Raw genomic sequence first — 2866 nt, 5'->3', positions numbered from 1 at the left:
GGAGCAGCTTCAATATGTTGAATTGTACAAGGGGTCATTATTTGTAATGCTCACCGCACTATTGATTTTTGCCGCATTGTTTTTTTTGTTCCAACGCCTACAGCGCAAGGAGCGAGATGGCCAAAAACAACGCGATGCGATTATGGCTGCGGGAAAACAGGCTATGGCAGGATTGTTTGCATCTTCAATTGCGCATGATCTAAACAACATTCTCACCGTAAGCCAGTTTGCCATAGAAAAGTTGTCCCAGAGCAAGGAACTCAAAGCGTCGGATATGGTGCATGTCGACAACCTGCAAAGCGTGAACAACCAGGTCCAAGATTATGCGAAGAGACTGGCAGACGTGAGTGGCAAGCACCAGTCGAGCGAAATTCACAAAACAAATATGGTTTCTGCAGTGGCCGTGGCAATGAAGTTGGCGAGGACCCATAAAACGGTAAAACGGTGTTCGATCAAGAGCGAATTGCCGGAAATGAGTTATGCCGCGGTCGATGAATCAATCCTCCTCAGAGGCCTTCTCAACCTTATCGTCAACGCGGCGGAGGCCACCGGGGAGCGTGGCCAGATCCTGGTGAAGCTATCCGGGGATGATGAACATATACGGCTTGAAGTCAACGATGATGGCCCTGGGATTCCGTCGGAGGAACGAAACCGGGTTCTCGAAGCGTTTTACACGACGAAACCGGACGGCACGGGATTAGGCCTGTTAAGCATGAGATACTGTGCCGAGGTGCATGGCGGAACCTTCGGCATCGAAACTTCTTTTCTTGGCGGCGCCTGTGTCTACATCGTTTTGCCGCGGCGTGGTGCCAGAAAAAATGAAGCGCCCCGTTAGCGGCTCGGCCTTTATTACCGGCGCTCAGCGGACTCCAATGGTAATCCCTTTAATCATTATAATGGGCATACCAGTCTGTGAATGTCGCAGCGGTTGACACCATGAATTCCATATTACGAGGCGCTGGTATGATATTTTTGGCGCAGATATCGGAAAACATAGCCGTTTCTGGATGGGCACTGATTAAGGACGCCCTTTTTCCAGTTCCTGCACGCTTTGCTTCTCGGCAACTACCTTTTTCAGGGTGTGGTTAAAAAGAGTAACCACCTAATTTTGATGGGAAGTGCCGCGACACGGGCGATGACGAATAGAGAACATGGAAGGATGGGGTGAAATGATTGCTCTATTCGATGTCCGCTTGGCAAACATAACCCAGATCGAGACGATATAGATTGATCCATTGATAATTAGACTCGGTTAATATATCTATTATTCAACTAATTAATTGAATAATAGAAGGGTGAGTCCATGAAGAGCCCCGGCAGACAATTTAAGGACGCCATCTACGAACAATTTTCCAGGATTGGCAAAGCGGTGTCGAGCCCCAAACGCTTGGAGCTGCTCGATCTGCTATGCCAGGGTGAAAAAACTGTTGAAACGCTTTCCAGAGAAACCGGCCTGACCGTCGCCAACACATCACAGCACCTGCAGACGCTCAAGGCGGCAAGGTTGATAAAGGCCGAAAAAGAGGGGCTTTACGTTAAATACCGGCTGGCTGATGAAATGGTCTGCGAGTTCTTCCGATCCATGCGCCTCCTGGCCGAACACCGTCTCGCCGAAGTGGATATGATCAAGCGGCGTTTCCTGGAGGGCAGGGAAGGCATGGAGCCGGTCAACCGGAAAGACCTGTTGAAGCGGGTGATCGAAGGAGGCGTAACCGTGTTGGATGTCCGTCCAGTCGAAGAGTATCGGGCCGGGCATATTCCCGGGGCGCTTTCCGTTCCTCTGGATCGTCTGAAAGAGATCCTCGCCAAACTGCCGGCAGACCGGGAGATCGTGGCTTATTGCCGTGGACCCTTTTGCGTTCTTGCGGTTCAGGCGGTCGAAGTGCTGCGTCAACAGGGGTTCAATGCCATCCGACTTGAAGAGGGCGTCCAGGACTGGCGTGCCATGGGATTGACGGTTGAGATCGGCGATTGAACCGGAAAAGTGGCAATTGTGGTCAAGATATATTTGCGGACAAGGATAACGATCATTGAAAGATAGAAAAATATCGATCTTGGCTCTATTCGCCGTTGCCGTGACGCTTGTCGCCCTGCTGTTAACCAATGGGGCGGTGACGCCAAAGCAAGCGACCTGGGACGATGTCTTGGCCGAAGCGGAAACAGCAGGCTACCGACTCATTTCGACCGAGGCCTTGTGGACGCGCTACAGCCAAAAGCGGGACAGCCTGCTCCTCGTGGATACCCGCCAGGAATGGGAGTATCGCACGGGTCATATCGAAGGTGCCGTCAATTTTTCCATGGAGCCGACCTGGCTTGCCCGGTGGCAGAAAAAAGGGGATCTGGCCAGATTTTTGGGTGAAGACAAGGAGCGCACCATCGTTTTCTACTGAGCGGGGCTCTCATGAGTCCGAAGCGACTCGGCAGCTCGGGTAGCTGTGCAACTCGGCTATAAAAACGTATATCGCGACCCGGTGGGTTTCCCGACATGGAACGAAAAAAACCTGCCGGTGGAAGCAAAACCGGCGGGACTGACCGGTCTGGGAAGCCCGGTTGAAGCACCGGGCGTTCTTTACGGTTGGGCCATGATCTGGACCCTGCTGGGCATATTCGCAGGCGGCATGGCACTGAACCTGACGCCGTGTGTCTATCCGCTGATACCCATCACGATCTCCTATTTCGGAGCAAGAAGTGACAGGCGGCAATTGATCGGCCACGGACTCTGTTACATTGGCGGGCTGTCCATCACTAACTCGGTGTTGGGTGTGGTAGCCGCCATGACCGGCGGCTTGATGGGGGCGCTGCTGCAAAATCCCCTGGTGCTTATCTCTGTAGCTTCGATTTTAATCCTTCTTGCCACCAGTCTTTT

General features: G+C 52.4%; 3 protein-coding genes. All 3 read left to right on the top strand.

Going from position 1 to position 2866, the window contains the following annotated elements:
* A partial coding sequence (locus tag ABYV26_RS24045; protein WP_372683884.1) for a sensor histidine kinase occupies positions 1-835 on the top strand: 835 nt, incomplete at its 5' end.
* 468 nt (positions 836-1303) lie between these two features.
* A complete protein-coding gene (locus ABYV26_RS24040; protein ID WP_372683883.1) occupies positions 1304-1975 on the top strand; it encodes an ArsR/SmtB family transcription factor in 672 nt (223 codons plus the stop codon).
* A 55-nt stretch (positions 1976-2030) separates the two neighbouring features.
* A partial coding sequence (locus ABYV26_RS24035) for a rhodanese-like domain-containing protein (protein WP_372683882.1) occupies positions 2031-2866 on the top strand: 836 nt, incomplete at its 3' end.

It is taken from the genome of Desulfosarcina sp., assembly GCF_041551955.1.
Lineage (GTDB): Bacteria > Desulfobacterota > Desulfobacteria > Desulfobacterales > Desulfosarcinaceae > Desulfosarcina.
The sequence above is the reverse complement of the archived record's forward strand: the minus strand, read 5'-3'. Positions and strand labels throughout refer to the sequence as shown.

Bases quoted from the DNA above. Each gene is read 5' to 3' on its own strand.
- ABYV26_RS24040 (WP_372683883.1), top strand. From the start codon at position 1,304: ATGAAGAGCCCCGGCAGACAATTTAAGGACGCCATCTACGAACAATTT.